Source organism: Shinella sp. GW835-FHT14H05 (assembly GCF_058793575.1).
Map to the genome: position 1 here is coordinate 931,915 of NZ_JBXAFY010000001.1, position 25,625 is coordinate 957,539.

Here is a 25,625-nt window from a genome sequence, read left to right on the forward strand (position 1 = left end):
TCCAGTCTGCGCCGCCGTGTGTGCTTGTGCTCGCGGCGGCGGCTTTTTATGGTAGGTGCTAGCAATTCCAGCAAACGTGTTGAGCTGTTTTGCGTTCGGAATTGCGCGATACGTCAAACGCGCCTGACCATCGGGAGGAGACGAGGTGCCGACTGAAGCCGCGCGCGTGGTGCGCGATACGTCCGCCGACCCGGAATTCGGGCCATGGCTGGCGCAGGCCTCGATCCTCGTCGTCGACGACGAGCCGGGCATGCGCAACTTCCTGATGCGCACGCTTTCGCCGCGCTGCAAGCGGCTGGAGCTGGCCGCCGATACGGACGAGGCCTCGCGCAAGCTCGACCAGCACCATTTCGACGTGGTGATCCTCGACAACATCATGCCGCGCAAGAACGGCGTCGAATGGCTTGCCGAACAGCGCGCCATCGGCTTCTTCGCCGACGCCATCCTGATGACGGCCTATGCCGATCTCGAAACCGCCATCCAGGCGCTGCGCGCCGGCGCGGTCGATTTCGTGCTGAAGCCATTCCGCTCCAACCAGCTCCTCAATGCCGTGGCGCGGTGCCTCGACCGCATCCGCCTGCAACGTGAAAACTACGTGCTGCGCTACGAGCTGAAGGCGACCTCCGACCATATCCTGCTGCGCGACCGGCTGATCGGCGAATCCTCCGCCATCGCCCGCGTGCGCGACACCATCGCCCGCGTCGCGCCGCTGCCGACGACGGTGCTGCTCACCGGCCAGTCCGGCACCGGCAAGGAAGTGGCAGCGCGCTCGCTGCACACGCTCTCCGACCGCGAGGCGAAACCCTTCGTGCCGGTCAACTGCGGGGCGATCCCGCCGGACATGATCGAAAGCGAGCTGTTCGGGCATCTCAAGGGCGCATTCACCGGCGCGGAACGGGCGCGCGAGGGCCTGTTCCTGCATGCGCAGGGCGGCACGCTGTTCCTCGACGAGATCAGCGAAATGCCGCCGGCGACGCAGAGCAAGCTCCTGCGCGTGCTGGAGGACCGCAAGGTGCGCCCCGTCGGCTCCGAGCGCGAGGTGCCGGTGGACCTGCGCTTCGTCTTCGCCACCAATGCGGAGCTGGAGAAGGAGGTGCAGGCCGGGCGGTTCCGCGCCGACCTGTTCTTCCGCATCAATGTCATGCAGATCCATCTTCCGCCGCTGAAGGAGCGGGATGGTGACGCGGTGGAACTCGCGACGCTCTTCATGAAGAAGCTTTCGGCCCAGCTCGCCATGCCGGCCGTGCCGATCGACGCGACGGTGCGCCGGGCGCTTTCGGCCTATGACTGGCCGGGCAATGTGCGGGAACTTCGCAACCTCATCGAGCGCACACTGATCCTCGGCCGTTTCCCCGAGGGGTTCGGCTCCGGCGCGCCGGCACCGGCCGGCGAGGCGGGCGGGTCGCTCGCCGATGTCGAGCGGCGCCACATCCTCGCGGTGCTCTCCGCCTGCAACGGCCAGCGCGACGAGGCGGCGCGCCAGCTCGGCATTTCGCGCAAGACGATCGACAGAAAACTGGCTGCCTGGGATGGCTGACGGCAGGCACGCCATCCGGCCGGCGCGCTCGGTGCGCTACCGGCTGCTCGCCATCGCCCTCCTGCCCATGCTGGTGATCCTGCCGCTCCTGCTCGGCGTCACGGTCTATCGCTGGAACGAAAAATTCGATGCGACGCTGATCTCCAAGGTCAATGGCGACCTGACGATCGCGCACCAGTATCTCGCGCATATCCTCGACAATACCGGAGAGCACGTCACAGCGCTCGGCGCCTCGGCGCGGTTCCGCGATGTCGCGAATGACGGCGCGGCGCTGAAAACCCTTTTGAACGACGCCCGGGCGCGGCTGGAGCTCGATTTTCTCTATGTGATCGCGCCGGATGGCGCGCTCGTCGCCTCGGTGACCGAGGAGACCGCGGCGGCGCTTCGCACCGACTGGCCGGTCATTCGCGATGCGCTCGCCGGAAAACCCGCGACAGGGGTCGATATCTTCGAGAATGCCGACCTCGAAAAGCTCTCGCCCGATCTCGCCGCCCGCGCCAAGCTGCCGCTCGTCTCGACGCCCAATGCGGTGCCGACCGAGCGCAAGGAGGAGGCGCGCGGCATGGTCATACAGAGCGCCAGTCCCGTCACGCTCGGCGAGGGGCGCCAGGCCGTGCTTGTCGGCGGCATCCTGCTCAACCAGAACCTCGTCTTCATCGACACGATCAACGACCTCGTCTACCGCGAGGCGAGCCTGCCGGAAGGCAGCCAGGGCACGGCGACGCTGTTCCTCGACGACGTGCGCATCAGCACCAATGTGCGGCTGTTCGAGGGGCGGCGCGCTCTGGGCACGCGCGTTTCCGCCGCCGTGCGCTCGGCCGTCCTCGGCGAGGGGCGCACCTGGCTCGACAGTGCCTTCGTCGTCAACGACTGGTACATTTCCGCCTACGAACCGATCACGGACAGCCACGGCAAGCGCGTCGGCATGCTCTATGTCGGCTTTCTCGAAGCGCCCTTCACGGCGGCGAAATATCAGACCGTGCTCACCATCGTCGCCGCCTTCTTTGCCATCACGGCGGCGAGCGTGCCGATTTTCCTGCGCTGGGCACGCGGCATCTTCGAACCGCTGGAGCGCGTCGATGCCACGATTGCGCGGGTGGAGAGCGGCGATCTCGGCGCGCGCACCGGCCCGGTCGACAGCCAGGACGAGATCGGCCGCGTCGCCGTGCATCTCGACGACCTCTTGAACCAGCTCGAACGAAGCGACCAGGAATTGCGGCGCTGGAACGAGGAGTTGAACGCGCGCGTCGACGAGCGCACCCGCGAGCTGCAACTCGCCAACCGCCAGTTGGAGGCGACGACCAAGCAGCTCATCCTCTCGGAAAAGCTCGCCGCCATCGGCGAGATCACCGCCGGCGTCGCGCATGAGATCAACAACCCGATCGCCGTCATGCAGGGCAATCTGGAGGTCGTGCGCGCCGTGGTGGGCGACCGGGCGGAACTGGCGAAGGTGGAGTTCCAGCTGCTCGACGAACAGATCCAGCGCATCAGCCAGATCGTCACGAAGCTCCTGCAATTCGCGAAGCCCGAGGAATTCGCCGGATTCGTCGACCGCCATGCGCCGGGTCTGGCGGTGGCGGATTGCATGCCGCTCGTCCAGCACCTGCTGGCGAGAGCGGCCATCGAGGTGCGGCTGGAAAACACCGCCGAGCGACTGGTGCTGATGAACCGCACCGAGCTGCAACAGGTCGTCGTCAACCTCGTCGTCAACGCCATCCACGCCATGCCGGATGGCGGACGGCTGACGATTGCGACCCGCGATCGGGATCGCGAGGGGCGGCCGGGCGTCGAGCTCGTCGTCAGCGATACGGGCGTCGGCATGGACCCGGACCTCGTCGCCAAGGTCTTCGACCCGTTCTTCACCACCAAGCGGCAGGAGGGGACCGGTCTCGGCCTCTCCATCAGCCAGACATTGGTGACGCGGCAGGGCGGCGCCATCGCGGTCGCCAGCCGTCCGGGCGAGGGCGCGACCTTCACGGTCTGGCTGCCCGAGGCCGACTGACCGGACAGTTTGTCCGTCGCATCTGGACAAACTGTCCATTCTGATTCCGCTCTTTATCTCAAATCATTGATTTTCCAGGAAATCCTCTTTGGCACGGGCCTTGCAAGGTTTCGCGCGGGAGGTTCGGTGGCTGGCGTTTCGCACGGAGGATGCGGGCGGGCGGTGCCGAAGGGGCGGTTTTCGCCCGGCTCCCCATCACGAAAATCTTCGCACCGAGGGGTGCGTCGCGGAGGAGACCCAATGACTGCATCGACCGAGACCTATGCCGGCGGATATTCCGGCAGCATCCTCGACCGGGAGCGCATTATCGCGAAACCCGGCTTCAACCGCTGGCTCGTTCCGCCGGCCGCCCTTGCCATCCATCTCTGTATCGGCATGGCCTATGGCTTCAGCGTGTTCTGGCTGCCGCTGTCCAAAGCCATTCCGGTAACGGATCCGGCCTGCGCCGACCTGAACCTCATCTCCGCGCTCTTCACCACGAGCTGCAACTGGCGCGTCGCCGATCTCGGCTGGATCTACACGCTGTTCTTCGTGCTGCTCGGCTGCTCCGCCGCCATCTGGGGCGGCTGGCTGGAGCGTGTCGGCCCGCGCAAGGCGGGCTTCGTCTCGGCCTGCTGCTGGTGCGGCGGCATCGTCGTCGCAGCGATCGGCGTCATGAGCCACCAATTGTGGCTGATGTGGCTCGGTGCCGGCGTCATCGGCGGCGTCGGCCTCGGCCTCGGCTATATCTCCCCCGTTTCCACGCTGATCAAGTGGTTCCCCGACCGGCGCGGCATGGCGACCGGCATGGCGATCATGGGCTTCGGCGGCGGCGCGATGATTGGTGCGCCGCTCGCCAACCTGCTGATGAACGCCTTCAAGACGGACGTCACCGCCGGCGTGTGGCAGACCTTCCTCGTGATGGCGGTGATCTATTTCTGCTTCATGATGGGCGGCGCCTTCGGCTACCGCATCCCGCCGGCCGGCTGGCGTCCGGAAGGCTGGACGCCGCCGGCCTCCAAGTCGACGATGATCACCACCAAGCACGTGCACCTGCGTGATGCGCACAAGACCACGCAGTTCTGGCTGATCTGGCTGGTGCTGTGCCTCAACGTCTCGGCCGGCATCGGCGTGATCGGCATGGCCTCGCCCATGCTGCAGGAAATCTTCGGCGGCCGCCTCATCGGCCAGCCGGACCTGACCTTCAGCCAGCTCGGCACCGACCAGAAGGCGGCCATCGCGGCGATCGCGGCGGGCTTCACCGGCCTCCTGTCGCTCTTCAACATCGGCGGGCGGTTCTTCTGGGCCTCGCTCTCCGACAAGATCGGCCGCAAGAACACCTATTACACGTTCTTCGTGCTCGGCATCGTGCTCTATGCCGCCGCACCGACCTTGGCCGATATGGGCAACAAGGCCCTCTTCGTGCTCGCCTTCGGCATCATCCTGTCGATGTATGGCGGTGGTTTCGCCACCATCCCGGCCTATCTCGCCGACATCTTCGGCACGCAGTTCGTGGGCGCGATCCACGGCCGCCTGCTGACGGCCTGGGCGACGGCCGGCATCGTCGGCCCCGTCGTGGTCAACTATATCCGCGAGGCGCAGATCGCCGCCGGCGTCGAGCCGGGGCCGTCGCTCTACACCGGCACGATGTATATCCTCGCCGGCATGCTGGCGGTGGGGCTCGTCGCCAACTCCCTGGTGCGGCCGCTTGCGGAGAAATGGTTCATGTCGGACGAGGAAGTCGCGTCGTTGCAGGCGAAGACGGCCGCGGCGAATGCCGGTCCGACCGGCTCCTTCGGCATCGGCAAGGGCGGCTTCGATGGCAAGGCGGCGCTCGCCTGGGCCGTTGTCGGCATCCCGCTCATCTGGGGCATCTGGGTGACGGTCAAGAACACCGCGGCGCTGTTCTAAGAGCCTTTAAGGAACGCTTCGAGGCCCCCGGTTCGCGCCGGGGGCTTTCTTTTTTGCCCTTGCGACGGTCCTGCATTTCGACCAAACGAAGAGGGGTTGCAGACACGAGGAGGATGGCATGACCGAATGGGGCAGGACCGGCAAGGACAGGATCGCGCTCGTCACAGGGGGCGGCACGGGCATCGGGCTGGCGGTCGCGCGCGGCCTCAGCGCCGAGGGTTATGCCGTCATCATCACCGGCCGCCGGGCCGCGGTGCTGGAGACGGCGGCGGCGGAGATTTCCGCTGAAACGGGCAATCCGGTGCGCGCCATCGCCTGCGACGTCGGCGACCCGGAGCAGGTCGCGGCGGCCTTCGAACAGGTGAAGCAGGAGTTCAGCCGGCTCGATGTGCTGGTCAACAATGCCGGCTCCAACGTCTCGCCGGCGCTCCTGGAAGACATTCCCTTCGCGGAGTGGAGCAACATCCTTGCGGCCAACCTGACGGGCGCCTTCCTTTGCACGCAGCAGGCCTTCAAGCTGATGAAGGACCAGAATCCGCGCGGCGGGCGTATCATCAACAACGGCTCGATTTCCGCCACCGCGCCGCGGCCGAATTCGGCGCCCTACACCGCGACGAAACACGCCATCACCGGCCTCACCAAGTCGACCGCGCTCGACGGCCGCAAATACGACATCGCCTGCGGCCAGATCGACATCGGCAACGCCGCGACCGACATGACGGCGCGGATGAGCACCGGCGTGCTCCAGGCCAATGGCGAGATCGCAAGCGAGCCGACCATGTCGGTCAAGCACGTCGCCGATGCCGTGATCTACATGGCAAGCCTGCCGCTCGAGGCCAATGTGCTGACGATGACGGTGATGGCGACGGCGATGCCGTTTGTTGGGCGCGGGTAGGGCGCTACCGCCGCCGCGGCTCGCCACCTTCGGCGTAGACGGTCTTCTGCTGGAACTTGAAGACGTGGCCGCAGCGGCAGCGGATCATGTGTTTGTCTGGATATTTCGACGGGCGTTCCGTAAGGAAGCCGCGCGGCAGCGAATCGACGGCGAAATCCGGGTTCTTCCGGCTCGGCATGTCGTCTTCGGAGACTTCGGCATAGCCGGAATTGCCGCACATGGCGCATTCGAGCTTGCGCGAGTAGCGGTCACGGGCGGCCATGGACGACTCCTTTGTGAGATTCTGGCGTCAGATGCTGGTTCGCCGTTAATAGGCATGGTGCCCGGTGGTTTCAATGGCTCAGGGCGCAAGCAGCGCCTGAAGAATGGCGATGACGCGCCGGTGCTGGTGGGCGTGGCGCGTGCGCACGTTCACGGCGGCATAGACGGCCTGCGCGATCGGCTCGGCGCCCACGACCCGGCTTGCCGCGCCGGTGCCGATGAGCCGCCGGGCATCGGCGGCCGGCACGTAGGCGGAGCCGCCGAGCTTCTGCATCAGCGCCAGGATGGCGGTCGTTTCCCCGCTGGCGATGGGCGCGGTGGAGAGCCCCGGATGGGCCTGGCGGTGCAGCCGGTCGAAAGCGGGCGAATAGACGGCCTGGATATAGTCCTCCGGCTTCACCTCCGCGATGTCGGCCACCCTGTTGCTCACCATCTCGTAGATCACGTCGCCGATGCGCTCATAATGCAGGTCCGGCAGATAGTGCGGCGTGAAGAGGATGGCGAGGTCGAGGTCGCCGGCGTCGAGGTCACGGTTCATCTGGTTCGAATAGTCGACCTCCAGATAGATCGACGTGCCCGGCAGTTCCTTGCGCACCGCCGAAAGCCAGTCGCCGGCATAGTGGGCGGCGAGGTCGTGCTGCAGGCCGATGCGCATGGAGCGCTCGTAGGCGCCGGCCGTTTCCACCGCACGCGCTGCCTCGTGCCACTGGTGTTGCAGCGCCTTGGCATGGTCGAGAAAGCGCAGGCCCGCGGCGGTCGGCTGCGTGCCGCCCTTGTTGCGCGCGAAGAGTTTTCGCGCGAACGTGGCTTCCAGCGCATTGATGCGGTGAGTGACAGTCGATTGCGTGATGTTCAGGCGCTCCGCCGTGCGGTTGAAATTCCGGGTTTCCATGAGGTCCAGGAATGTCTCGATCAGGATAATCTGCATGGATGCGCCATTTTTTCCCAGTGTTTGGCGCAAGTCTAATCGAAGGTATCGATTAATAAAGGGAATTCCGCGGCTTGCTGCGCAGCACTTTGGTTGCCACAAATCCGGTGCAAAGAAGGGGAACGAGAATGTCCGCACTGCCATCCCATGCCCGTGTCGTCATCATCGGCGGAGGCGCCGTCGGCGCGTCGGCACTCTATCATCTGGCCAAGGCCGGGTGGACGGATTGCGTGCTGCTGGAAAAGAACGAGTTGACCGCCGGCTCCACCTGGCATGCCGCCGGCAACGTGCCGACCTTTTCGTCCTCTTGGTCGATCATGAACATGCAGCGCTATTCGGCCTCGCTCTACCGGGAGCTGGGCCGGCTTACCGATTACCCGATGAACTACCACGTCACCGGCTCGATCCGCCTCGGCCATTCGAAGGAGCGCTTGCAGGAGTTCAAGCGCGTCGTCGGCATGGGCCGCTACCAGGGCATGGATCTCGACATCCTTTCGCCCGACGAGATGCGCGGGAAATATCCGTTCCTCGAAACGCATGACCTGACCGGCGCGCTCTACGACCCTTATGACGGCGATATCGACCCGGCGCAGCTGACGCAGGCGCTGGCGAAGGGCGCGCGCGACATGGGCGCGAAAATCTTCCGCTTCTGTCCCGCCACCGGCGCACGCCGGGAGGGGGATGAATGGGTGATTTCGACGCCGCAGGGGGAAATTCGCTGCGAGAAGGCCGTCAACGCCGCCGGCTATTATGCCCGCGAGGTCGGCAAATGGTTCGGCCGCGACGTGCCGATGATGGTGATGAGCCATCAGTACATGCTGTTCGAGGAAATTCCGGAACTCGCCGCCTGGTCGCGCGAAGCCGGCCACAAGCTGCCGCTGCTGCGCGACGTCGATAGTTCCTACTATCTGCGCCAGGAAAAGACCGGCATGAACCTCGGCCCCTACGAGCGCAATTGCAAGGCGCACTGGATCACGCCTGACGATCCGATGCCGGACGATTTTTCGTTCCAGCTTTTTCCGGACGATCTCGACCGGCTCGAATGGTATCTGAACGACGCCGTCGAGCGCGTGCCGATTCTCGGCACGGCCGGCCTGTCGCGCATGATCAACGGGCCGATCCCCTATGCGCCGGACGGCAACCCGCTGCTGGGGCCGATGCCGGGCGTGCCGAACGCTTTTGAAGCCTGCGTCTTCACCTTCGGCATCTGCCAGGCGGGTGGTGCGGGCAAGGTGCTGGCGGAATGGGTGACCGAAGGCGAGACGGAGTGGGACATGTGGTCCTGCGATCCACGCCGCTACACAAACTTCGCCGCCGACAAGGATTATTGTGTCGCCAAGGGCATGGAAATCTACGGCCACGAATATGCCATGCATTTCCCGAAACACGCCTGGCCGGCCGGGCGCGACCAGAAACTCTCGCCGATCCACGATCGCACCAAGGCGCTCGGCGCGCAGTTCAAGCCCTATAACGGCTGGGAACGCGCCAACTGGTATGCTGAGCCCGGCGACGATCTTTCGGAAGAATCGACCCAGACCTGGAACCGCGAAGGCCCCTGGCGGGCGTACATCGAGGCGGAGTGCCGCGCCGTCACCGAGGCCGCCGGCATTCTCGACCTGCCGGGTTTCTCGCGCTTCCGCGTGAAGGGCGAGGGGGCGACGGCGTGGCTCTCGACGCTCACCACCGGCAAGCTGCCGAAACCGGGCCGCATCGGCCTTGCCTATTTCTCCGACGACAAGGGCCGCATCGTCACGGAAATGTCGGTGATGATGCTGGGCGAGGATTTCTTCTTCCTGATCACGGCCGCGGCCGCGCAGTGGCACGATTTCGAATGGCTGCAAAAGCACCTGCCCAAGGACGCCGCCTTCACTATCGACGATGTGACGGAGAGTTTTTCCTGCCAGATCCTTTCCGGCCCGAACTCCCGCGCCATCCTCGCGGAAGTGACGGATGCGGACCTCCAGAAGGGCTGGCTCACCCACCAGAGCTGCCAGATCGCCGGCCGCTGGTGCCAGCTCGTGCGCGTCTCGTTTGCCGGGGAACTCGGCTGGGAAATCCACACCAAGGTCGAGGACACGGCCACGATCTTCGATGCCGTCTGGGAGGCGGGGCAGAAGCACGGGCTCAGGCCTTTCGGCATGGAGGCGCTGGATTCGCTGCGCATCGAGAAGAGCTATCGCGCCTGGAAGGGCGATCTTTCGACCGACTACACCATCCTTCAGGGCGGCCTCGACCGCTTCATCGACTGGACCAAGCCTGACTTCAAGGGCAAGGCCGCGCTGGAGCGGGAGAAGCAGCAGGGCGTGACAAAACGCTTCGTGACGCTGACGGTGGAAGCCGGCGATTGCGATGCGCCCTACATGTCGACGCTGTGGCACGGCGGGAAGGTGGTCGGCGAGACGACCTCGGGCAACTGGGGCTATCGCACCGGCAAGTCCATTGCGCTCGGCATGCTCAGGGCCGATCTCACGGTGCCCGGCACGGAAATCGAGGTCGAGATTTACGGCGACCGTTTCAAGGCGGTGGTCCAGCCGGACGGGCCGCTCTTCGACCCCAACAATGAAAGACTGCGTGCATGAGCAAGCCCATCCCTTCGAAGGCGAGAGCCGTCATCATCGGCGGCGGTGTCTCCGGCTGTTCGGTCGCCTATCATCTCGCGAAACTCGGCTGGACGGATGTGGTGCTGCTGGAACGCAAGCAGCTCACCTCCGGCACCACCTGGCATGCGGCGGGCCTGATCGGCCAGCTGCGCGCCTCGCAGAACATGACGCGGCTCGCAAAATATTCGGCCGACCTCTACACCAAGCTTGAAGCCGAGACCGGCATCGGCACCGGCATGCGCCAGTGCGGCTCGATGACGGTGGCGCTCACCGAGGAGCGCAAGGAGGAGATCTACCGCCAGGCCTCGCTCGCCCGCGCCTTCGACATCGACGTGCGCGAAATCACCGTCGACGAGGTGAAGGCGATGTATCCGCACCTCAACACGGCGGATATCAAGGCCGCCGTGCACCTGCCGCTCGACGGCCAATGCGACCCGGCGAATATCGCGATGGCCTTGGCGAAGGGTGCGCGGCAGAACGGCGCGACGGTCATCGAGGGTGTCAAGGTCACCTCGGTGGTTACCAGGGACGGCCGCGTGACGGGTGTCACCTGCGAGCAGAATGGCGAGATTTTTACCATCGAGACGGACAATGTCGTCAATGCCGCCGGCATGTGGGGGCGCACGCTCGCCGACATGTCCGGCGTCACGCTGCCGCTGCATGCCTGCGAGCATTTCTACATCGTCACGGAGCCGATCCCGAACCTGCAACGGCTCCCGGTTTTGCGCGTGCCGGACGAGTGCACCTACTACAAGGAAGACGCCGGCAAGATGCTGATCGGGGCCTTCGAGCTGAAGGCCAAGCCCTGGGGCATGGACGGCATCTCGGAAGATTTCTGCTTCGACCAGCTGCCGGAGGATTTCGATCACTTCCAGCCGATCCTCGAAAATGCGATCAACCGCATGCCGATGCTGGAAACCGCCGGCATCCACACCTTCTTCAACGGCCCGGAGAGTTTTACCCCGGACGACCGCTACTATCTCGGCGAAGCGCCCGAACTCAAAGGTTATTGGGTCGCTGCCGGCTACAACTCCATCGGCATCGTCTCCTCCGGCGGTGCCGGCATGGCGCTGGCGCAATGGATGAACGACGGCGAGGCGCCGTTCGATCTCTGGGAAGTGGACATCCGCCGCGCCCAGCCTTTCCAGAAGAACCGCGCTTATCTCAAGGACCGTGTTTCCGAGACACTCGGCCTGCTCTATGCCGACCATTTCCCCTATCGCCAGATGGCGACCGCCCGTGGCGTGCGCCGTTCGCCGCTGCACGAGCACCTGAAGGCCCGCGGCGCGGTATTCGGCGAGGTGGCGGGCTGGGAGCGCGCCAACTGGTTCGCCAAGGAAGGGCAGGAGCGGGAATACCGCTATTCGTGGAAGCGGCAGAACTGGTTCGAGAACCAGAAGGAAGAACACCTTGCGGTCCGCAATGGCGTCGGCCTGTTCGACATGACGTCCTTCGGCAAGATTCGCGTGGAGGGCCGCGATGCGCTCGCCTTCCTGCAACGCCTCTGCGCCAACCAGATGGACGTCGCGCCCGGCCGCATCGTCTATACCCAGATGCTGAACGCACGCGGCGGCATCGAGAGCGACCTGACGGTGACACGGCTTTCGGAGACTGCCTTCTTCCTCGTCGTGCCGGGTGCCACGCTCCAGCGCGATCTCGCCTGGCTGCGCAAGCATCTCAATGACGAGTTCGTCGTCATCACCGATGTCACAGCGGCCGAAAGCGTGCTCTGCGTCATGGGTCCGAAGGCGCGCGACCTCATGCAGAAGGTGAGCCCGAACGATTTTTCCAATGCGGCGCATCCCTTTGCCTCCGCCCGGCAGATCGAGGTGGGCATGGGCCTCGCCCGCGCCCACCGCGTCACCTATGTCGGCGAACTCGGCTGGGAGCTTTATGTCTCCACCGACCAGACGGCGCATGTCTTCGAGGCGCTGGAAGAGGCGGGCGCCGATGTGGGCCTGAAATTGTGCGGCCTGCACACGCTTGATTCGTGCCGCATCGAAAAGGCCTTCCGCCATTTCGGCCATGACATCACGGACGAGGACCATGTGCTCGAAGCGGGCCTCGGGTTTGCGGTGCGCACGAAGAAGGGCGACTTCCTTGGCCGCGACGCGGTGCTGCGGAAGGAAGAGGAGGGGCCGAAGCGCCGCATGGTGCAGTTCCGGCTTACCGATCCGCAGCCGCTGCTCTTCCACAACGAGGCGCTGGTGCGCGACGGCAAGATCGTCTCCACCATCACCTCCGGCAATTACGGCCACGCTCTCGGCGGCGCGATCGGCATGGGGTATGTTCCCTGCGCCGGCGAGAGCGAGGCGGATGTGCTCGCCTCCCGTTACGAGATCGAGATCGCCGGCGTGCGGGTGAAGGCGGAAGCCTCGCTCGTTCCGATGTATGATCCAAAGTCGGAAAGGGTAAGGGCATGACGACGCTTGCCGAACGCCACGAACATTTCCATGCGCTGCACCAGTCGGGCTGCTTCGTCATCCCGAACCCCTGGGATATCGGCTCCGCCCGCATGATGGCCGCTGCCGGCGCCGTCGCGCTCGCCACCACCTCCGCCGGCTTCGCCTTCACGCTCGGCCGCCCGGACATGGGCCGCGTCACCCGCGAGGAGGCGCTGAAACATGCCGAAGACCTCGTGCGCGCCACGCCGCTGCCCGTCTCCGGCGATTTCGAGAACGGTTTTGCCGACGAGCCCGACGAGGTTGCCGAGACCATCCGGCTTGCGGCCGAAGTCGGCCTTTCCGGCTGCTCGATCGAGGACACGCAGATGGTCGAGGGCAACCCGGCCTATGCTTTCGACCTCGCCGTGAAGCGCATCCGTGCCGCCGCCGACGCGGCCCGATCGCTCGGCCAGCCGTTCATTCTCTGCGCGCGCGCCGATGGCGTGATGAACGGCGTCTACGATCTCGTTGAGGCGATCCGGCGCATCCAGGCCTTCGAAAAGGCCGGCGCCGATCTCGTCTATGTGCCGGTGCCGCCGGGTGCGGAGGAGTTGCGTCGCGTCGTGCAGTCGGTTTCGAAACCGGTCAATGCGCTCGCCGCGGGGCCGCTGCGCCAGCTTACGGTGCCGCAATTCGCGGAGACGGGCGTGCGCCGCATCTCGCTCGGCTCGACCATCGCCCGCGTCACCCATGCGGCGATCGCCGAGCAGATGGAGGCCATCATCGAGGATGGCAGTTTCGTCAAATTGTCCGCTGCAATCTCCGGCGACCGGGTGAACGCGATGCTCGCCGAAGGCGCCGACGGGGCCTAGCGCCCGTAGGCGCGCACGTCGCGCACACCAAAATCCCATTCGGGCGTGGTGACGGGGGTGATGTCGCTGCCGGGGAAGACGGCGAAGGTGCTGAAGGCCTGGCTTTCGCCGGGCAGCACGCGCAGCACGATCAGCGCGTCGTCGCGGCCGACCTCCCGGCAGGTGCCGTTCGGGCAATCGGAGAGCACAACGTCGAGGCGGAAGGACTGCATGGGCACGGTGCCCTTGTTGGTGATGCGGCCCGTTACCCGAAAACTCGTCTTCGTCTGGCCGGTTGTCGCCTCCGTTTCGGAGAGCTCGACACTGTCCGCCGAAAGCGCCGGTGCCGCCGTGTCCTGCACCACGACCTCGCCGGAGGGGGCGCGCTCTTCCACGAACCAGATGAGCAGTGCCGCGGCAAGGCCGATAGCCACCACTATGGTGAGTGCGGGTTCGACCCAGCTCTGAAAGCGCCGGAAGCGCAGTGCGAGATAAAGAATTGCCGCCGCTGCGACTGCGAATGCCCAGATCATTCAAGTCCTCCTGGGCATCATATAGCGTGCGCGGCGGCCCGTCGAAAGGCCGCGCCCGTCACTTTGCCTTGAGGCTGATCCAGTAGGCGCCATCGAAGGGCACGGCGGCGAAGCGCTCGTTGATTTCCTTCATCGTCTGGTCGGGATCGATATCGCCGAAAATCTCCGGGCGCAGCCAGTGCGCGAAGGCCTCCGCGGCGAGGATATTGAGCGGCACGGCGTTGAAGAAATTCCATAGGCCATGGACGCGTTCGTCCTTCACCGCCTTCAGATTGGCGAGGAAGGGGCTGGAAACGGCGCGCGCCAGCGTCTCGCGCGCCTCGTTCGGATCGACGCCGGGGCCGATGGAGAAGGCGCTGTAGGTGCCGCCTGGCGAGGCGGTGGCGATATAGACGTCCGGATTGGCCGCGACGAGGAATTCCGAGCTGATGATGCCGCCCTGCGCCGGCAGGCTTTCGGCGATGTTGCGGCTGCCAGTGATGGCGATGAAGGCGCCGAGCCCGCCGGTGCCATAGGCATAGCAGCACTTTTCCGGGTTGGGGAAGGCGTCCATCAGCACGGTCGGGCCGGGTTCCTTGTGTTCGGCCACCCGGTCTCGGATGCGCTTGACGCGCGCCTCGTAGAAATCGGCAAACGCGTTCGCCTGCTCCTCGCGGTTCATCACCTTGCCGAGCAGGCGCATGTTGCCGGCGGTGTTGTTCAGCGCGTCGCTGTTGAAATCGACGACGACGACGGGCACGCCGGTCTGTTCCAGATAACCAATCGCCTGCTTGCCAAGCTCGGTATCGGCCTGCCAGTTCGCGAGGATGGCGAGGTCGGCCTTCAGCGACAGCGCCGCCTCGAAGGACACGGTGATGCCGTCGCCGATGATCGGCACGTCCTCGATCTTCGGGAACTTGTCCTTGAAGCGCGCATAGATCTCCGGGTTGTCGCCCTTCATGTCGCTCGCCCAGCCGGCAAGGATGCTGACGGGATCGGGATGCACGAGCGACAGCGCCACCAGATTGAAGCCGCTGCCGAGCAGCACGGCCTTGGGCTCGGCCGGAATGGTGACCTCGCGGCCGAGCGCGTCCGTCACGGTCAACGGGTACTGCACCTCGGCGCGGGCCGGCAGCGCGGCGAGGATCAGGAAGGCGGCGAGGGCGAGGAAGCGCATGGTCATTGTTTTCTCAGTTCCGGCAGGGCGCAGAGTTCGCCGCAGCCGGGAATGCCGGGCAGCATGTAGCGCAGGCAGCAGACTTTCCGGCGACAGTGGACCGCGCCTTCTTCCATCTCATGGCGCAGGCAGCCGTGGAAGGGGTTGCGGCTGCCATTTGCCAGGTGCGGGCAATCGAAGAGTTGGCGCGACGGCCAATGGTCGTCGCCTTCAGCGGGCGACCGGTCCGTCGCGTTGAAGGCATAGTCGATATAGACGGCCGCATTGTTCCAGGCGAGTTTCGGCGCGATGCCGGTCTTTTCCTTGAACAGCGCAACGACGCGGGCGAGGTGGCAATCGACCAGCGGTGTGATGACGTCGACGAGGCCCTTGCTTTCGCTCCAGTCGCCCTCATGCGGCAGGCCGAAGGCGCGCGGCAGGCCGTCTTCGCCGATGGCGATGGTCATCTCGTCAAGGGCGATTGGCGGCGTAATCTCCGCCCGGCGCGCGACGACATAGGGGATGGTCAGCGCGGAAAAATAGTAGAGCGACCAGAAGGAGGCGACGGCGCGCCGGTCCGCGCTGCCGTGGACCGCGGCATAGCGGTCGAGCGTTTGCGAAAACCCGTCCCCCGCCAGGAAATCGCCGAGCGGCACGGCGCCGTCGAGGTCCGACGAGAGCATCATTTTCTCGCCGCACCAGGCGTGCTCGCCGGTAAAGACCGCCTTCAGGCCCTGGGGCCTGAAAGCGGTTTCGCCGTCCTGGGAGGAAAGGTTCGTCAAGGGCTTACCACGAATACTTCAGGCTGCCGATGACCGTGCGGCCCTGGTCGCGGTAGCAGAAACCGGCCGAGCACACGGCATCCTGACGGTCGAACAGGTTCGTCGCGTTGACCTGCAGCTTCAGGCCCTCGAACTCCTTGTTGATCGCGGCGAAATCGTAGTCGATCGACGCATCGACGAAGGCGCGCGAGGCGTTTTTCGAGACATTTTCGTCGCTGCCGTAGCTGGAGCCGGTGAAACGCACGCCAGCACCGAAACCGAGGCCGGCGAGCGCGCCGTCTTCCGGCATATCGTAATGCGCCCAGAGCGAGGCCATGTGGCGCGGAATGGAGGAGACGTCGTTGCCGACGGTGCCGGCCGGGCCGTCGATGATCTTCGCCTGCGTGTAGGTGTAGGAGGCGATCAGCGACAGGCCGTTGTCGAGGCTGGTGGAGGCTTCAAGCTCCAGGCCGCGCGAGCGCAGCTTGCCGCGCTGCACCTGGATGTTGGCCGGGCCGCTCGGCAGATCGACAACTTCGTAATAGAGGCCGTTCGTCTGGTCGATGTTGAAGAGGGCGGCGGTGATGAGCGTGTTGCTGTCCGGCAGCAGATATTTCACGCCGATTTCCTGCTGTTCGCTCTCGGTCGGCTTGAAGGGGTTGCCGGTCGCCATGTTCACGCCGGCATTGGGCGAGAACGCGGTTGAATAGCTGGCATATGGCGTGATGCCCCATTCGGTCTCATAGGTCACGCCGGCGCGCCAGGTGAAGGCGCGGTCGTCCTGGCTGATCGTGTCGAGGGCGCCGGAGGCGAGGTCCGTGTTGTCGGTGTCGGTCGAGACCCAGTCGTAGCGGCCGCCAAGCGTGAAGGTCAGCGCGTCGTAGCGGATCTGGTCCTGCATGTAGAGGCCGGTGATCAGCTGGTCCTGCACGCTCTTCGTCTGGAAGGCGATCGGATCGACCGGCCGGCCGCGCGTCGGATCGTTGATGTCGAGCGGCGGCGAGACGCCATAGCCGTTCAGCGACTTCCAGTAGACCTTGGTGAAGTCGACGCCGGTCAAGAGCGTGTGTTCCAGCGCGCCGGTCTCGAACTTGGCTTCGAGCTGGTTGTCGATCGTGTAGGTGTTCAGCCACTCCTCGAACGTGCCGGCGCTGCTGTCGAGCAGCGTCGGGTCGGCGGCGTTCGGCTGGTACGCGAAGGCCCAGTCGGCGTCGACGTTCAGCCAGGAGGCGCGGGCGTTCTGGCGGAAGGTGAAAGTCTCGTTCAGGCGGCGCTCGAACTCGTATCCGACGCGGCCCTGGTTCTGGATGGAATCGTTATAGGCCGGGTTGCCGGCGAAGAAATCGCTGACCTTGCCGGTGGCCGGGTCATAATAATAGGCCGCCGTGCCGCCCGTCTTGGTGCGCGAATATTCGCCGAGGATGGTCAGGCGCGTGTCCTCGTCCGGCTTCCAGGTGAAGGCCGGTGCGATATAGGCGCGGTCGTCGGGAACGCCGACCTGCTCGGTGTCGGCGCTGCGCATGAGGCCGGTCAGGCGGTAGTAGAAGGTGTCTTCGTCGTTGATCGGGCCGGAAAGGTCGAACTGGCCCTGGTAGCGGTCGTGGCTGCCGTACTGTACCTGCACTTCGCGCAGCGCCTCTTCCGTCGGGCGCTTGCTGATGAGGTTGTAGAGGCCGCCGGCACCGGAGGCGCCGTAGAGTGCCGAGGAAGGGCCGCGCAGGATCGACACGCCTTCGAGCCCATAGGGCTCGGTCTTGAACAGCGAGGAGCCGGCGCCCGGCTGGCGCAGGTTGTCGCGGAAGACGCCGGTATAGGTCACGTCGAAGCCGCGCACCGTGAAACTGTCGAAGCGCGGATCGAAACCGTAGCCGCCGACGCGGGTGCCGGGCGTATAAGCGAGCGTGTCGAGCAGGGTCTGCGGGTTGCGGTCTTCGAGCTGCTGCTGAGTGACCGAGGAGATCGACTGCGGGGTCTGGATGAAGGGCGTATCGATCTTGGCGCCCGTAGCGCTGCTCTTGCCGACATAACCATCCGCGGTGATGACGCCGCCGCTGCCGCCGTCCACCACGATGTCTTCGAGAACGGTCGCACCGCCCTGTGTCGTCGCTGCCTGGTCCTGCGCAAGGGCGACCGTGGCGAGCGTGAGGAGGGACGTGCCGGCGAGCGCCAGGCGGAACATCGTGCGGGAAGGCTTGTGCATGCGGAGTTCTTCTGACGAAGCGGATCAATAAGATGACCGTTTTTATCAGGATTCAGATCGCTGCAACAAATTATATGACTGGAACAGTCATGATTCAGCCTGTGTTGCCGGCGCGCAACACAGGCTGGGGATGAATTGCACTCAGAAGGCGAGGCTGCCGGCCATCAGTGCAAGCACGAGGAAAATCAAGAAGATGACGATGGCGATCGCGAACAGGATCTTGGCGATCGTGGCTGTCGCTGCCGACACGCCGGAGAAGCCGAGGAAGCCGGCGATCAGCGAGATGACGAGGAAAATCAGTGCCCATTTCAGCATGGCGGTATCTCCAGATGTATGGACAGAAGGACGCGCGAGGGCAAAAAAAGTTCCCGGTCAGGTGAGTTGATCAGCCGGGACAGGGCGATGGCGGCGAAAGCGGCGCAGCATTCGGGTCGCGCCCACCAACCCCCAGCCGAGGGCGGCACCGGTCGCCGCCCAGAGAAGGCCGGCCGGTGTCACGGGAACGGCCGGCTGGAAATCCCGCCAGGCATTGGTGAGGATCATGTCGTCGGCGTTTCGCAAGAGCGCGAAGGGTTTTGCGAAGGGGGACGTCCGGGCCATGCCGGCGGATTGGCGGGCGATCGTCTCGAAGCGGGTGAGGGTGCGGCGCATCGACTGGCCGCGATTGCGCAGGAAGGCTTCGCCGGCGCCATCGTAGATCGCGAGCGCCTGTGTACGGTCGATGCCGGCGAGCGTGGCGTCGCGGTCGAAATCGGCGACGATGATGCGCAGTTCATCGAGCGCGCCGCCAAGGCGCTGCTGGTATTGCTGCGCGAATTCCGGTGCCTGCGAGAAGGTCAGCGCGCCAACGAGGGCGGCGGTTGCAGTCGCGGTGCGGGACAAAATCCTCATGCCGTTCTCCCGGGACCTAACATCCCGGGAGCGGAACCGCCGGAGCGGCCAAAAGTTTCCGTCAGCCGTGGCTGATCATGACGTGGCGCACGGCGGTGTAGTCCTCCAGTGCGTAGATCGACATGTCCTTGCCGTAGCCTGATTGCTTGACGCCGCCATGCGGCATCTCGGTCGTCAGCATGAAATGCGTGTTGATCCAGGTGCAGCCATATTGCAGGCGGGCGGCGGCCTTCATCGCCTTGCCGATGTCCCTGGTCCAGACGGAGGAGGCGAGGCCGTAGTCGCTGTCGTTCGCCCAGGCGACCGCCTGGTCGGCCTCGGAAAAGCGGGTGACGGAGACGACGGGGCCGAACACTTCGCGTCGCACGATCTCGTCGTCCTGCGTGGCGCCGGCCACCACCGTCGGCTGGAAGAAATAACCCTCGTCGCTGCCCGCGCGTCCGCCCGTGGTGATCTCTACATGTTTCAGTTCGGAGGCGCGCTCGACGAAGCTCGCCACGCGGTCGCGCTGGCGTTTCGAGATCAGCGGGCCGATCTCGTTCAACGAGTCGTCCGGGTCGTTGTACTTGATGGTCGAGACGGCCGCCGAAAGATCGGCGACGAGCTTTTCGTAGATGCCGTCCTGCGCGTAGATGCGGCAGGCGGCCGTGCAATCCTGGCCGGCATTGTAATAGCCGAAGGCGCGGATGCCCGCGACGACGGCCTCGAGGTCCGCGTCGTCGAAGACGACGACCGGGGCCTTGCCGCCGAGTTCCAGATGGGTGCGCTTGACGGTTTTCGCCGCCGCCGCCAGCACCTTCTTGCCAGTCGCGACATCGCCGGTGATCGAGACCATGTTAATCTTCGGATGGTTGATCAGCGCATTGCCGACTGTCTCGCCGCGCCCGAGCACGATGTTGACCACACCTTCCGGCAGGATATCGGCCAAGAGCTTCGCCATCTTCAGCGCCGTCAGCGGCGTCTGCTCGGAGGGCTTGAAGACCACCGTGTTGCCGCCGGCAATGGCCGGTGCCAGCTTCCACGCCATCATCATCAGCGGATAGTTCCACGGCGCAATCGAGCCGACGATGCCGATCGGGTCGCGGCGCACCATCGAGGTGAAGCCGGGCAGGTATTCGGCGGCGACCGGGGCATTGAGCGAGCGGATGGCGCCCGCGAAGAAGCGCCAGCAGTCGACGATCGCCGGCAGTTCGTCATTGCGCGCCGCGTTGATCGGCTTGCCGCAATTCAGCGATTCCAGCGCGGCAAAGGCGTCCGCGTCCTTCTCGATCGCGTCGGCGATCCGCAAGAGGTAGCCCGAGCGTTCGGCGGGCGTGGTGGTGGCCCAGGAGACGAAGGCCTTTTCGGCGGCATCCACCGCGGCGTCGATCTGGGCGTAGGAGGCTTCCGGCAGGTCGACGATCTTGGCGCCGGTCTTCGGGTTCAGGATATGCTCCTCGACTTCCGTGCCGGCCTCGAAGCGCGCGCCGATCAGCATTTGGGTGTCCATCGATGTTCTCCCTTGTGTCGTCATTTGCCCCCGCCGGCGACCTGGTCGCCGTCGCGGGTGAGGTAGTAGGCGCCGAGGATCGGCAGGAAGGTCAGCAGCACGACGACCATGGCGACGACGTTCGTCACCGGCCGCTGGCGCGGGCGCACGAGCTCCTCCAGCATCCAGATCGGCAGGGTCGATTGCTGGCCGGCGGTGAAGGTCGTCACGATCACCTCGTCGAAGGAGAGCGCGAAGGCTAGCATGCCGCCGGCAAGAAGGGCGGTGCCGATATTCGGCAGGATGATGTAGCGGAAGGTCTGGAAGCTATCGGCGCCGAGATCCATCGACGCCTCGATCAGCGAGCCCGAGACGCGGCGGAAGCGTGCCACCGCATTGTTGTAGACGACCACGACGCAGAAGGTCGCGTGGCCGAGCACGATGGTCCAGAACGAGAAGGGGATTTCCGCGAACGAGAAGGCCGAGCGCAGCGCGATGCCGGTGATGATGCCCGGCAGCGCGATCGGCAGGATGACGAGCAGCGAGATCGTCTCGCGTCCGAAGAATTTCGTCTGGCTGACCGCGGCGGCGCAAAGCGTGCCGAGCACGAGCGCGATGGCCGTCGAGATGGCGGCGACGCGCACCGAAAGGCCCATGGCAGCCCAGACATCCGGCCGGTTCCAGGTGACCGCGAACCATTGCAGCGTGTAGCCCGGCGGCGGGAACTGGTAGCTCTTCTCCTCCGTGGTGAAGGCATAGAGGAAGATCAGCAGGATCGGCAGGTGCAGGAAGGCGAGGCCGGCACCGGCGGCGATCTTCAGGCCCAGCGGCGCGGAGGTGTTTCGGTCAGAGCGCATCGAAGGCCCCCTGTCGCTTGGCCATCCAGAGATAGAGGCCCATGATGACGATCGGCACGACGGTGAAGGCCGCGGCAAGCGGGATGTTGCCGGCCGTGCCCTGCTGGGCATAAACCGCCTGGCCGATGAACAGCCGCGACGAGCCAATGATCTGCGGGATGATGTAGTCGCCCAAGGTCAGCGAGAAGGTGAAGATCGAGCCGGCGATGATGCCAGGTAGCGCCAAGGGGAACAGCACGTAGCGAAAGGTCTGCGCCGGGCGGCCGCCGAGATCGGCGGAGGCCTCGATCAGGTTGCCGTGCACGCGCTCGAGCGCTGCCTGGATCGGCAGGATCATGAAGGGCATCCAGACATAGATGAAGACGATGAAGGTGCCGGTATAGCTGATCGACAGCGATGTCCCGCCGACGACAGGCAGCGACAGCCACGCATCCAGCACCCAGAGCAGGTGCAGCTTGGCGAGCGCCCAGGTGACGATGCCTTCCTTGGCGAGGATCAGCTTCCAGGCATAGATTTTTACCAGATAACTCGACCAGAGCGGCAGCATGACGCCGAGATAGAAGATGACCTTCCACTTTCCCTTCGCATACCGCGCCGCATAATAGGCGATCGGGAAGGCGATGACGGCGGAGGCGAGCGTCACCAGCGCGGCCATGACGACGGTGCGCAGGATGATGTCGAAATTCGACGGGATGAGGAGCTGGCGATAGGTGGCGAGCGTAAACTCGTAATTGATCAGCCCCGAAAAATCGTCGATCGAGAAGAAGCTCTGCAGCAGCAGCGCGAAGAGCGAGCCGAGATAGATGACGCCGAGCCAGAGCAGTGGCGGCGTCAGCATCAGGAAGAGCAGGATCTTCGGGTTGCGCCAGAAGAAATCCGAAAGCCGCCCGGAGGTGTTTTCGCGGCGCGCGAGGATGGAGGTGTCGGCGGCGATCGTCATTGGGCGCCGTCCATCTGATGCAGGTCGTCGGCCAGGAAGGAGAAGGTGACCGTCTCGCCCTCGGCCGGCACCGCAAGCGAGGCCGGTACCATGGCCGCGACCCGGGCGCCCGCCGCCTCGACCGTTACGCGGTTCGCGGCACCCAGGAAACTCGCCGCGACGACGCGGCCGGTGAAATGCTTGCGGCCCGGCCCGCTCTCGCCAAGCGCAATCGCTTCCGGGCGCAGGCTGGCATAGCCCTTGCCAAAGCCGAGGCCCGCCACGAAATCGGGCGGCAGCACATTGGAGGAGCCGACGAAATCCGCGACGAAGCGCGTCTTCGGCCGCTTGTAGACCTCTTCCGGCGTGCCGAGCTGCTGGATTTTTCCATCGTTGAACACGGCGATGCGGTCGGCCATGGAGAGCGCCTCGCCCTGGTCGTGCGTGACGAAGACGAAGGTGATGCCGAGCGATTTCTGCAGCGATTTCAGCTCTTCCTGCATCTGCTCGCGCAGCTTCAGGTCCAGCGCACCGAGCGGTTCGTCGAGCAGCAGCACGCGGGGGCGGTTGACGAGCGCACGCGCCAGCGCCACGCGCTGCCGCTGGCCGCCGGAAAGCTGGCCGGGCCGGCGCGTGCCGTAGCCGGGCAGTTTCACCATGGCGAGCGCCTCTTCCGCCGCTTTCAGCCGTTCCGCCTTGGCGACGCCCTTGACCATCAGCCCATAGGCGACGTTTTCGAGGATCGAGAGATGCGGGAACAGCGCATAGTCCTGGAACACCGTGTTGACGTTGCGCCGGTAGGGCGGCACGCCCTCCGCCGTCTCGCCGAAAATCTCGATATGGCCGGACGTCGGCTGCTCGAAGCCCGCCATCAGGCGCAGGCAGGTCGTCTTGCCGGAGCCGGACGGCCCCAGCATGGCGAAGAACTCGCCCTCGGCAATCGCGAGATCCACGCTATCGACGGCGCGCACGGCGCCGAAATGGCGGGAGACTTGCTGGAACAGGACGGCGGTCATGGGGGCTCCGGGCAGTGTGTGGGTTGCCCCTCATCCGCCTGCCGGCACCTTCCCCGCAAGCGGGGCGAAGGAGGCACGAGGATGCGTTTTCCGCTACAGGCCCATTGGCATGATGCGAAACTGTCTTGGGGCACGTTCCCTCTCCCCGTTTACGGGGAGAGGGTTAGGGTGAGGGGCTATTGCAGCTTCAACGTCCGCCGATCACGCCGATATAGTCGGAGACCCAGCGGTGGTAGGGCACGCATTCGCTTTGGCTTTCGCACTTGGCGACCGGCGTGCGCCAGAAGTGGATCTTCTCGAAGTTCTCAAAACCGTTGGTCTTGCAGCCTTCGTCCGTCAGCAGCGCATTGCCCTTGCAGGCGGCCGGAACCGAAGGCACGGCGCCGAACCAGGCGGCCGCGTCACCCTGCACCTTGGCGGACAGCGAGTGCTCCATCCACATATAGGCGCAGTTCGGATGCTGGCTTTCGGCATGCAGCATGGTCGTGTCCGACCAGCCGGTGACACCCTCTTCCGGGAAGGTCGAGGCGATCTTCTGCTTTTCCGCCTGCATCAGGTTGACCTGGAACGGCCAGGAGCCCGAAGCGACAACACCTTCGTTCTTGAAGTCGTCGATCTGGATCATCGCATCGTGCCAGTAGCGGCCGACGAGCGTGCGCTGGACGCGCAGCAGGTCGAGGGCGGCCTTGTACTGGTCTTCGTTGAGCTCGTAGGGATCCTTGATGCCGAGGTCCGGCTTGTGCGCCATCAGGTATTGCGCGGCATCGGCAATGTGGATCGGGCCGTCATAGGCCTGCACGCGGCCCTTGTTCGACTTGCCGTCCGGCAGCGTCATCTCTTCGAAGACGACGTTCCAGCTCTTCGGCGCTTCGTCCTTGAAGGCATCGGTGTTGTACATCAGCACGTTCGGTCCCCAGAGATAGGGGGTGCCGTAGTGCACGCCGTTCACCGTATGCCAGGGCGCGTTCTGCAGACGCTCGTCGACGGTCTTCCAGCTCGGGATAAGGTCGGTGTTGATCGGCTGGACGCGCTTGCCGGCAACGAGGCGGAGCGACGCGTCGCCCGAGGCGGTGACGAGGTCGAAGCCGCCTTCGTTCATCAGGGCGACCATTTCGTCGGAGGTTGCGGCGGTCTTCACGGTGACCTTGCAGCTCGTCTTCTTCTCGAATTCGGTGACCCAGTCGTAGTTCTTGTCCGTCTCGCCGCGCTCGATATAGCCGGCCCAGGCGACGATGGACACTTCGCCTTCGCCGGCTCCAAGCTCCTTCAGCGGCTCCTGGGCAAGGGCGGATGCGGTGAAGGCGAGCGAAAGGGTGAGCGCGGTGCAGGAATGCAGAAGTCGCTTCATGTCAGTCTCCCGGTGTGATCCGCTTCGTGCGGTATTGTTCCCGAAAGAAAAGGTGCCGCGATTTCGCCGCTTTCGCAAATTCATTAATCAGAATGCCACTATCGGAAATTCCGAAACCGACGGCATTTATCGCCCACGCCCGCTGCGCAAAGCCTCCGCCAGCCCGACGAAATCCCGCGCCGCCTGCGGCAGGCTGGAGCCCTTGCGCCAGACCATTCCGACCTGCACGACCGGCAGCGCGCCGGAAACGTCGCGGCTTTCGATGCGGTCGCCTTCCAGCGACCAGGGGCGGTAGACGAGATCGGGCAAGAGCGCGATGCCGGCGCCGGTGGCGACCAGGCTGCGCACGGCTTCCACCGAGCGGGTGCGGAAGGCGACGTGTGGGCGGGCGCCGAGTGCGGAGAGGAGCTTGCCGGTATTCTCCTCGATTTCGTCGACGGTCAGCATGATCAGCGGTTCCTTGGCGATATCGCTGACGGAGATGATATCGGCGGAGACGAGGGGATGGCCGATCGGCAGCCAGAGCCGATAGGGCGACGTCTCGATGATCTCCGCCTGGAGCGCCATACGGTCGCGCAGGTTCGAGATGACCATGACGGCGACGTCGAGCTCGCCGCCGACCAGCAGGTGTTCGAGATAGGAGCCGTTGTCCTCAATGGCGCTGACATCGATGCCGGGGAAGGCGCGGCGGTAGCGGGAGAGCAGGTCCGACAGCACGTAGCCGGCGACGAGCGAGGTGACGCCGAGATTGAGCTGGCCTTTTTCGGCCGTGCGGTTGTCGGAGAAGGAGCGGCGCGCATCCGAGACGTCGGCGAGGATTTTTGTCGCGTGACGCAGGAACTGGTGGCCGTTATGCGTCGTGGTCAGGCCGCGCGGGTGGCGATCGAACAGCTCGACGCCGAGATCGGATTCGAGTTCCTTGATCGCCTCGGTGATCGAGGATTGCGAGATCGAGAGGTTTTGCGCCGCGCGCGTCACCGAACCCTGTTCCGCGACGGCGACGAAATATTGCAATTGCCGGAAGGTGAATGCCATGGCGGCAGTTAATATGGCCGGGTCGGGCGAGGCAAGCGGCGAAAATTCCGTGGGAAAGCCGCTGACGGGACAGGTCTTGTTGCGTAGCATGGTTATGATGCCGGCAATCGACGA

At 65.0% G+C, this 25,625-nt stretch carries 21 protein-coding genes; 7 read left to right on the plus strand and 14 right to left on the minus strand.

The features are described from left to right. Positions 1–145 precede the first annotated feature (145 nt). The 4 genes from AC1Q6Z_RS04670 (at position 146) to AC1Q6Z_RS04685 (ending at position 6,324) form a co-directional block, all read left to right on the plus strand. Positions 146–1,537, plus strand: a complete 1,392-nt coding sequence (locus AC1Q6Z_RS04670; protein WP_435267879.1) for a sigma-54-dependent transcriptional regulator — start codon at positions 146–148, stop codon at positions 1,535–1,537. Then, positions 1,530–3,539, plus strand: coding sequence for a sensor histidine kinase (locus tag AC1Q6Z_RS04675; RefSeq protein WP_492646893.1), 2,010 nt, complete (start codon positions 1,530–1,532; stop codon positions 3,537–3,539). The genes AC1Q6Z_RS04670 and AC1Q6Z_RS04675 overlap by 8 nt, the downstream gene beginning before the upstream one ends. A 240-nt stretch (positions 3,540–3,779) precedes the next feature. Then, positions 3,780–5,429 carry an OFA family MFS transporter gene (locus tag AC1Q6Z_RS04680; protein WP_492646894.1) on the plus strand — a complete coding sequence of 550 codons (1,650 nt, stop codon included), beginning with the start codon at positions 3,780–3,782 and terminating at the stop codon, positions 5,427–5,429. 118 nt (positions 5,430–5,547) lie between these two features. Beyond that, entirely contained in the window at positions 5,548–6,324 is a 777-nt protein-coding gene (locus AC1Q6Z_RS04685) for an SDR family oxidoreductase (protein ID WP_492646895.1), read from the plus strand. A gap of 4 nt (positions 6,325–6,328) precedes the next feature. Here the strand turns inward: AC1Q6Z_RS04685 and AC1Q6Z_RS04690 are convergent, their stop codons facing one another. Then, positions 6,329–6,586, minus strand: coding sequence for a hypothetical protein (locus tag AC1Q6Z_RS04690; RefSeq protein ID WP_256117283.1), 258 nt, complete (start codon positions 6,584–6,586; stop codon positions 6,329–6,331). 78 nt (positions 6,587–6,664) lie between these two features. Further along, positions 6,665–7,513 (minus strand): LysR family transcriptional regulator, encoded by an 849-nt coding sequence (locus AC1Q6Z_RS04695; protein WP_492646896.1) that lies wholly within the window; start codon positions 7,511–7,513, stop codon positions 6,665–6,667. Positions 7,514–7,641: 128 nt separating this feature from the next. Here AC1Q6Z_RS04695 and AC1Q6Z_RS04700 point away from each other — a divergent pair, with 128 nt between their 5' ends. Genes AC1Q6Z_RS04700 through AC1Q6Z_RS04710 form a run of 3 tightly spaced genes read left to right on the plus strand, consistent with a single transcriptional unit; the run spans position 7,642 to position 13,369 of the window. After that, positions 7,642–10,092 carry a GcvT family protein gene (locus AC1Q6Z_RS04700; RefSeq protein WP_492646897.1) on the plus strand — a complete coding sequence of 817 codons (2,451 nt, stop codon included), beginning with the start codon at positions 7,642–7,644 and terminating at the stop codon, positions 10,090–10,092. Further along, on the plus strand, positions 10,089–12,536 hold the full coding sequence (locus AC1Q6Z_RS04705) for a GcvT family protein (RefSeq protein WP_492646898.1): 2,448 nt from the start codon (positions 10,089–10,091) through the stop codon (positions 12,534–12,536). Before AC1Q6Z_RS04700 ends, AC1Q6Z_RS04705 begins: the two co-directional genes overlap by 4 nt. After that, positions 12,533–13,369: an isocitrate lyase/PEP mutase family protein gene (locus AC1Q6Z_RS04710; protein ID WP_492646899.1), complete on the plus strand. Its 837-nt coding sequence runs from the start codon at positions 12,533–12,535 to the stop codon at positions 13,367–13,369. Before AC1Q6Z_RS04705 ends, AC1Q6Z_RS04710 begins: the two co-directional genes overlap by 4 nt. Here the strand turns inward: AC1Q6Z_RS04710 and AC1Q6Z_RS04715 are convergent. From AC1Q6Z_RS04715 to AC1Q6Z_RS04770, 12 genes are all read right to left on the minus strand, one after another. Then, positions 13,366–13,881 (minus strand): hypothetical protein, encoded by a 516-nt coding sequence (locus tag AC1Q6Z_RS04715; RefSeq protein ID WP_492646900.1) that lies wholly within the window; start codon positions 13,879–13,881, stop codon positions 13,366–13,368. The two genes, AC1Q6Z_RS04710 and AC1Q6Z_RS04715, sit on opposite strands and share 4 nt — an antisense overlap. A gap of 58 nt (positions 13,882–13,939) precedes the next feature. Beyond that, positions 13,940–15,043 (minus strand): ABC transporter substrate-binding protein, encoded by a 1,104-nt coding sequence (locus AC1Q6Z_RS04720; RefSeq protein ID WP_492646901.1) that lies wholly within the window; start codon positions 15,041–15,043, stop codon positions 13,940–13,942. After that, positions 15,040–15,702: a siderophore-iron reductase FhuF gene (gene fhuF / locus AC1Q6Z_RS04725; RefSeq protein WP_492647243.1), complete on the minus strand. Its 663-nt coding sequence runs from the start codon at positions 15,700–15,702 to the stop codon at positions 15,040–15,042. Before fhuF ends, AC1Q6Z_RS04720 begins: the two co-directional genes overlap by 4 nt. Before the next feature lie 100 nt (positions 15,703–15,802). Continuing rightward, complete coding sequence (locus AC1Q6Z_RS04730; RefSeq protein ID WP_492646902.1) at positions 15,803–17,977, minus strand: TonB-dependent siderophore receptor; 2,175 nt, start codon at positions 17,975–17,977, stop codon at positions 15,803–15,805. A 141-nt stretch (positions 17,978–18,118) separates the two neighbouring features. Then, complete coding sequence (locus tag AC1Q6Z_RS04735; protein ID WP_256117273.1) at positions 18,119–18,292, minus strand: DUF1328 domain-containing protein; 174 nt, start codon at positions 18,290–18,292, stop codon at positions 18,119–18,121. A gap of 57 nt (positions 18,293–18,349) precedes the next feature. Beyond that, positions 18,350–18,868: a DUF2937 family protein gene (locus AC1Q6Z_RS04740; RefSeq protein WP_492646903.1), complete on the minus strand. Its 519-nt coding sequence runs from the start codon at positions 18,866–18,868 to the stop codon at positions 18,350–18,352. A gap of 61 nt (positions 18,869–18,929) precedes the next feature. Then, positions 18,930–20,357 carry a gamma-aminobutyraldehyde dehydrogenase gene (locus AC1Q6Z_RS04745; RefSeq protein ID WP_492646904.1) on the minus strand — a complete coding sequence of 476 codons (1,428 nt, stop codon included), beginning with the start codon at positions 20,355–20,357 and terminating at the stop codon, positions 18,930–18,932. 20 nt (positions 20,358–20,377) lie between these two features. Next, positions 20,378–21,193, minus strand: a complete 816-nt coding sequence (locus AC1Q6Z_RS04750) for an ABC transporter permease (protein WP_492646905.1) — start codon at positions 21,191–21,193, stop codon at positions 20,378–20,380. After that, positions 21,183–22,133 carry an ABC transporter permease gene (locus tag AC1Q6Z_RS04755; protein ID WP_492646906.1) on the minus strand — a complete coding sequence of 317 codons (951 nt, stop codon included), beginning with the start codon at positions 22,131–22,133 and terminating at the stop codon, positions 21,183–21,185. Before AC1Q6Z_RS04755 ends, AC1Q6Z_RS04750 begins: the two co-directional genes overlap by 11 nt. Continuing rightward, on the minus strand, positions 22,130–23,128 hold the full coding sequence (locus AC1Q6Z_RS04760; protein ID WP_492646907.1) for an ABC transporter ATP-binding protein: 999 nt from the start codon (positions 23,126–23,128) through the stop codon (positions 22,130–22,132). Before AC1Q6Z_RS04760 ends, AC1Q6Z_RS04755 begins: the two co-directional genes overlap by 4 nt. Before the next feature lie 187 nt (positions 23,129–23,315). Beyond that, a complete protein-coding gene (locus AC1Q6Z_RS04765; RefSeq protein ID WP_256117266.1) occupies positions 23,316–24,476 on the minus strand; it encodes an ABC transporter substrate-binding protein in 1,161 nt (386 codons plus the stop codon). Positions 24,477–24,602: 126 nt separating this feature from the next. After that, positions 24,603–25,511 carry a LysR family transcriptional regulator gene (locus tag AC1Q6Z_RS04770; protein ID WP_306031837.1) on the minus strand — a complete coding sequence of 303 codons (909 nt, stop codon included), beginning with the start codon at positions 25,509–25,511 and terminating at the stop codon, positions 24,603–24,605. Positions 25,512–25,625: the final 114 nt, after the last annotated feature.